This is a genomic window from Microcoleus sp. CAWBG640 (assembly GCF_020883015.1).
Taxonomy (GTDB): Bacteria; Cyanobacteriota; Cyanobacteriia; order Cyanobacteriales; family Microcoleaceae; genus Microcoleus; species Microcoleus anatoxicus.
Map to the genome: position 1 here is coordinate 1 of NZ_JAHRFC010000157.1, position 6,407 is coordinate 6,407.

Genomic DNA, 6,407 nt, shown 5'->3' on the forward strand with positions numbered 1-6,407 from the left:
TTTTATGATTTAAAAATAGGTGGCACATAGTAATTACTGTTTTTTATGCAGAATACCCGAATAAATAGATTTATTGATGTTCTCGCTCAGCAATTCGGACGCTGGGTGAGTAATCCTTGGCGACGGATTTCGCTGTTTATCATTACTCTGCTATTCGGAAATTTTTTGGGAACAGCTATTTCTACAATTGCGGGACAATCTGCTGATTGGGATATTGTCGCTGCTGCTTGGTTGGTGTTTTTGACTGAATTGCTTAACCGATTTGTTTATAGTGGCAATCAGCCTGCGGTGCGTTCTCTGTGGGTGGATTTGCTCAATGCTCTGAAAATTGGTGTGATTTACAATTTATTTGTGGAAGCTTTCAAGCTGGGTTCTTGAGAAGGAATTAGTGACCCCCTACCCCCCCCCTAGCCCCCCCCAAGGGGGGATGGAGGAAATTCAGGAATAAGTAACGTCCGACCCCCCCTACCCCCCCCAAGGGGGGATGGAGGAAATTCAGGAATAAGTTATATCGTTTCCGGCTGCATCGGAATGATTTAACCTTACTAGAACGCAGAGAACACAGAGGGAGATAAGAGAGATGAATACAGGACGATGTTACCGGATTTGATATTACCCCCCTAGCTCCCCTAGCCCCCCCAAGGGGGGATGGGGGAAATTCTGGAAGAAGGAAGAAGCACAACAAAATAATATCGATGGTTTTAGGAATTAAAAACTTCCTAATTACCGACAAGGTTCAAATATCATTTTTGAGTTAAAAAGCTGTGAGTTTTGAGAATAGGTTGCTATGACTTTAACGCTTGTGGAAATTTTAGAAGGATGGAGAGCTGGAAATTGCCCGATCCAACGTGATTTCGAGCAGTTAGCGCTGTGGGAACTTGCTGATGATTGGCGATCGCCTGCTTTTGGCATTACTCCCGAAAATGCGGCTGAGGTTGTTCGCCACAAAGCCGATTTATTCTTTTCTGTTATTAATTTATTACATACTTTTTCCGCAAAGTCAACTAATTTTATGGAAAATTTGTGGGTTCTTTGGCTGCCGTTGGCTATGAAATTGTCGTCTGAAACACAAAGTTTAAAACGTCCTTTAATTCAAGGGATTTTGGGAGGGCAAGGAACGGGGAAAACAACTTTATCTGAGGTTTTACGGCTGATTTTGGCGAAATTGGGCTATTCTACTGTCAGCCTTTCTTTGGATGACCTTTACAAGACTTATGCCGATCGCCTCAAACTCCAAAAAGAAGACCCACGGTTGATTTGGCGGGGACCACCTGGAACTCACGATATTGAATTGGGCATTTCTGTTTTGGATCAGTTGCGTTCCAATCGGAAAGAAGAATTAGCATCAGTTAAAAATATCAAAATCCCCCGATTTGATAAGTCTGCTTGGGGGGGGGCCGGAGATAGAATTTCCCCTGAAAATGTTTCTGATGTGGATATTGTACTGTTTGAAGGCTGGTTTGTGGGTGTAGAGCCGGTGGATGAGCTACAATTGAATCAGTTTTTGGAGGGTGCGCCGTTTCCAATTTGCACAGAGGGCGATCGACTGTTTGCTCGTGATATGAATGCTAAACTATCGGATTATGTACCGCTGTGGAATCGCTTGGATCGATTGATAGTTTTGTATCCCCAAGATTATCGTGTTTCTAAAATTTGGCGCAATCAAGCGGAACAGGAAATGATGGCGAGGGGGAAGTCAGGAATGACTGAGTTGGAAATTAATCAGTTTGTGGAATATTTTTGGAAAGCGCTGCATCCAGAGTTATTTATTAAGTCCATAGTTGCTAGTGGGGCTAGAGTGGATTTGGCAATTGAACTTAAGTGCGATCGGACTATTCAGAAGATTTATAAGTAGAAGGAAGTTCGGCAACGGATTTTGTAACGGATGTAACGGATGTAAAGGATAGAAGGAAGAAGACCCTTCGACCCTTCGACTACGCTCAGGAACCGCAATGATTACCCTGAGCGTAGTCGAAGGGTATTATCGTTTTCGGTTGCATCGGTATTGTTCAAACTGTCAACTGTCAACTGTCAACTATCAACTGTCAACTGTCAACTGTCAACCGTCAACAGTCAACTGTCATTGCCAATAATGCACTTCCATAAGCAGCATCAGTATGAACCGGAGTTACCACAGGAACTTTCAAATAACGCTTTCTGATCTCACTCCAAACCTGATTTTTTGCCCCACCACCTGCACTATAAACCTTTGTCAAAGGAGTGGCACCAAACTGCTGCAATAATTCATATCCCCGCGATTCAATCCGGGCTATACTTTCTAGCAAACCATGTAAAAACTCCACAGCATCAGCAGGACGAGGTTCTAATCTAGGGAGCAAATTTGGGTCATTATTGGGAAAACGATCGCCTTTTTTTAACAATGGATAATAATCCAGGAAACTCGGTCGATGGGGGTCAATTTGTTGGCTATAATTGTCCAATTCACTATCAGTAAAAAAGTGACGCAGCACAGCACCTCCGGTATTAGAAGCGCCTCCCACTAACCACAACACCCCCCCAGCCCTCCCTTGTGAAGGGGAGGTGAAACGATGACTATAAATTCCGTAGGTGGCATCATCTACACGGGTATAACTTAACAGTTTGAGGGCTAAAGTTGAACCGAGAGAAGTTACTGCTTCCCCCGGAGAATTGACACCGCTAGCTAAAAATGCTGCTATGCTATCGGTAGTGCCAGCACAAACGATACAGTCGCGGGGAAAGCCAAATCGATCGCCTATTTCTGCTGTCACTGGCCCGATCGGCGTTCCCGGTGCGACAACTTGGGGTAATATAGGGGCGATCGACCCAGAAACACCCGCAATTCCCTCTGTCAGCCAATTGGGATAACACAAATTGGCAACATCGTAACCCAATTTCAGAGCATTGTGATAGTCGCTAATTCCCAATCTTCCGTGTAGCAAAAAGGCCAACCAATCCGCTTGATGCAGGAAAAACCTTGGGGCTGTTTGCACCGGAGATCCCCCTAAATCCCCACCCCCCCCAGCCCCCCCCAAGGGGGGAATAAGGGGGACTTTGAGTGAATTCCCCCCCCTTGTTAAGGGGGGCTGGGGGGGATCTCCGGGTTTGAAGGTTTGAACACACTCCCTAGGGGCTGTGTCTTTTTCCTTGCACTCTAACCACCACAGGAGTTTTGCCAGACTTGATGTAGCGTTTAATACTGTGTGATGGGCTGGTGCGATCGCCCGCAGTCGATCGAGTACCGCCACACCGCGTCCATCGTTGTATAAAATCGGTTCATCTACGGGTATACCTTTGGTATCACATAGCATCACCGTGGAGGAAGTGCCATCAAGGGCGATCGCCCGGATCTGACGGCGAATGGCTAAGGGAATTTGCTCGATTACCGCCCAGAGGGCATTCTCCCAGCGCGATGGCAATTCCGATGCTGGTTCCTCATGGTGAGTGAAATCATACTTGCTCTCACTATGTATATTGCGACTGGAGTCGATCGCAGTCGATCGCACTCCTGTTGTACCAAAATCTATGCCTAAGTAAAAATCCATTAAGAATTATTTAACCACAGAGAGCGCAGAGAGCACAGAGAAAGAGAAAAGTGAGGTATGCGGATGATAACTAACCATACCTCATTTTTCTGATAATTCAAGTTTTAACTGTTGATTTCTACAGTGCACCCGCCGCGGTTTGGTCAAAAACACTACCACTCAAATGAGTTGTCACATTCATCGCCTGCAATACTGGCAAACCTTCTGGGCCATGGGGATAATCTATCACGCTAACCGCACCATTTCCTTGTTTGAATTTCCAGAAATGTTCCGGTTCTAAGCAGAACAAATGACACAGAATTGCCTTGTTTATCGCATCATGAGCGACCACAATCCCTGTACCTGAAACTGATTTTACTATATCTCGCCAAGAGGCGATCGCTCTTTCCCAAACTTCTTGTAAATTTTCCCCCTCTGGCATTTGCACATTTTCAGGAGATGTCTTCCATTCTTGCAGCAAACCTGGATAGGATGATTCTATTTCTGACTCAAATTTTCCTTCCCACAATCCGTGACTGATTTCTCTTAACTCATCGCGGAGTTCTAACTTCAAGTCTGGGTGATATTGGAGGATAATTTCCGCTGTTTCCTTGGGGCGCAACATCGAACTGCTGATGGCAAAATCTAATTTTACATTCTTTAGGAATTCTGCGGCTTTGCCAGACTGTGCGCGACCATTATCATTGAGCGGTACATCTATTTGTCCTTGAAATTTACCCGCTCGGTTCCAGTCAGTTTCGCCGTGACGTACCAGCAATAAACGTGGCCCGCGATTTCCATCCCTAGGCTTGGGGAAAATTTCTCCTGTGTGAGCTGTTAAATTCAGGGATTCTAGTTGAACTGTCAGTTTCTGTTGCTGCTCACCTTGCTCACTGGTGTCAACAGGAGCAGTTCCAAAATTGATAATGCTAATCCCGCAATTAGACTGCTGAATAGATTGATAGTAAGCGGGAGAAATTTCCGATGCTGTGGCGATCAGTGCCCGGTTTATGCCGTTATGAGCTACTACTAAAATAGTACCCGAACTATGCTTAGATAATAGTTCTTTCCAAAACATTCTAGCGTTAGCAAAAATTGCCAAGACGGGAAAGTGTTCTGTTTCTGCTTCGTTTGATGGCAGTTTCATCGAAAATTTGTCGGGATGTTGTTGCCAAGATTTATAGGCTTCTGGAAATTGGTCGATCGCATCTTGACGTAGCATTCCTTCCCACAGAGGTAAATCGATTTCCATCAATTGATCTGTGGGCTGGAGTTGGGGCGGATTTGTCAAGCGCGAAACGATAATTTCTGCTGTTTCTTTGGCTCGTTGCAGGGGGCTGCTGTAGGCGGCATCAAAGGTGATACTGCTGAGCGTTTCGCCTACTTGAAGCGCGGCGGTGCGCCCTGCTTCTGTCAAAATTGATTTATCCAAACGGCCTTGGATACGGCGTTCTTGATTGTAAGTGCTTTGACCGTGACGGACTAAGATAACGCGAGTAGTCATTCGATTTTAGATTTTAGATTTTAGATTTTAGATTTAGCCTGGGCATAAATCTGGGGCTTAAAACGATTCCAAAGATGAGCCACTAAAAATTTTACCAGTTCCGGGGACACTCTCGCTAACAACCGCCTATGATTAAAGACGAAATAGACTTAGGCACGGATACGCGCCGGACGGAACAGGCATAATGACACTAAAGCGGATATTTTTAGGTATTTTAACAGCGATCGCGATCGCCTTGGTCGGTTTGTCTTTACTTGCTAGCTGGAATGAGCCACAAATTCAAAGTCGGCTGGAACTCTATCAGACAAATTTACTGCTTCATGCTTCGGAGTGGCAAGGGGAAAATAATTCTAATTCTAATTTAAGTTCAGCTCGTAACACTATTATCGGTTCCGCTCCTTTAGATACTGCTTTAGCTCAGTATCAAGAGGCGCGAACCTCGACTCAGAAAACTCTCACCACAACTCAAGCACAATTTAAACAAGTTGAAAATCCAAACGCTTCTTCAGATGTTACTGCCAAAAAAATAAAATTTGCTCAGAATAATGCTCTGGAAGACTCCATCAACAAGTTGTCAACCTTGCAAAGCGAACTTGAATTGCGGGTGGGAATTTTGCAGGCTAGTACGGGTAAAGTTGAGCTAGCTCTGAAAACTTGGCAAGATTTGATCGATAGATACAAGACTCAAACTAATGCTGACCCTTCCACTCAAGTTGCTCCGGTTTTAAAGGGAATTTGGAGCAATCCACCTCAACTTTTACCCGATGCTGAATCGAGCATTCAAAAGTCTTTAGATGGTTGGTTTCGCTATCGTACCCTGGCTCAACTTTATAAGTTACAGGAGCGTTCTCAAGACCTGGCATCGCTGCAATCTACGGAACAAATCATCGCTGAAGATTCTGTGGAAAAGTTGGCGATTGTGATTGGAATTCCGGGGATCGGACTTTGTATAGGTACGGTGTTGTTGGCTGGTTTGACCGTGCAGTGGTTGTTGCAACGAAAGCAGTTACAACCAACTGGTTCTGGACCAATTTTGGCTCAAAATTCTAGCTTGAGTTGGGATGTTCCTTGGGATGGCGAGATTGTTTGGCAGGTCCTTGTGGTCGGCTTTTTCTTTGTGGGACAAATCTTGATCCCCTATTTTTTGCTGCCACTTTCTCTGTCGGTTCTCCACTTAAATCCTGCTAGTTTTGACCCGCGTAGTAAGGCTTTTTATATCTTTGCTACTTATCTATTATTGTCGGCGGGGGGACTTTCTGTATTGTATTTTTCGGTAAGGTCTTTTTTGCCTTTACCTGAAAGTTGGTTTCGGATTAATTGGCGGGGAAATTGGTTTTGGTGGGGTTTTGGTGGCTATTTTGTGGCTTTACCTTTGGTAGTTTTGGTGTCGCTGATCAATC

At 44.8% G+C, this 6,407-nt stretch carries 5 protein-coding genes; 3 read left to right on the top strand and 2 right to left on the bottom strand.

What is annotated here, in order from left to right; all coding sequences use genetic code 11:
• The first annotated feature begins 45 nt into the window (after nt 1–45).
• Nucleotides 46–378, top strand: a complete 333-nt coding sequence (locus AAFP11_RS29375) for a DUF565 domain-containing protein (protein ID WP_341740189.1) — start codon at nt 46–48, stop codon at nt 376–378.
• 409 nt (nt 379–787) lie between these two features.
• Nucleotides 788–1,855, top strand: a complete 1,068-nt coding sequence (locus AAFP11_RS29380) for a glycerate kinase (protein ID WP_341740190.1) — start codon at nt 788–790, stop codon at nt 1,853–1,855.
• Nucleotides 1,856–2,066: 211 nt separating this feature from the next.
• Here AAFP11_RS29380 and AAFP11_RS29385 read toward each other — a convergent pair whose 3' ends face one another.
• Both AAFP11_RS29385 and AAFP11_RS29390 read right to left on the bottom strand, forming a co-directional pair.
• A complete protein-coding gene (locus tag AAFP11_RS29385) occupies nt 2,067–3,524 on the bottom strand; it encodes an FGGY-family carbohydrate kinase (protein WP_341740191.1) in 1,458 nt (485 codons plus the stop codon).
• A gap of 118 nt (nt 3,525–3,642) precedes the next feature.
• The gene (locus tag AAFP11_RS29390) at nt 3,643–5,007 is read right to left on the bottom strand and encodes a histidine phosphatase family protein (RefSeq protein WP_341740192.1); all 1,365 of its coding nucleotides are present in this window, start codon (nt 5,005–5,007) and stop codon (nt 3,643–3,645) included.
• 184 nt (nt 5,008–5,191) lie between these two features.
• On the opposite strand from AAFP11_RS29390, the gene AAFP11_RS29395 reads away from it, so the two are divergent.
• A partial coding sequence (locus AAFP11_RS29395; RefSeq protein WP_341740193.1) for a CPBP family intramembrane glutamate endopeptidase occupies nt 5,192–6,407 on the top strand: 1,216 nt, incomplete at its 3' end.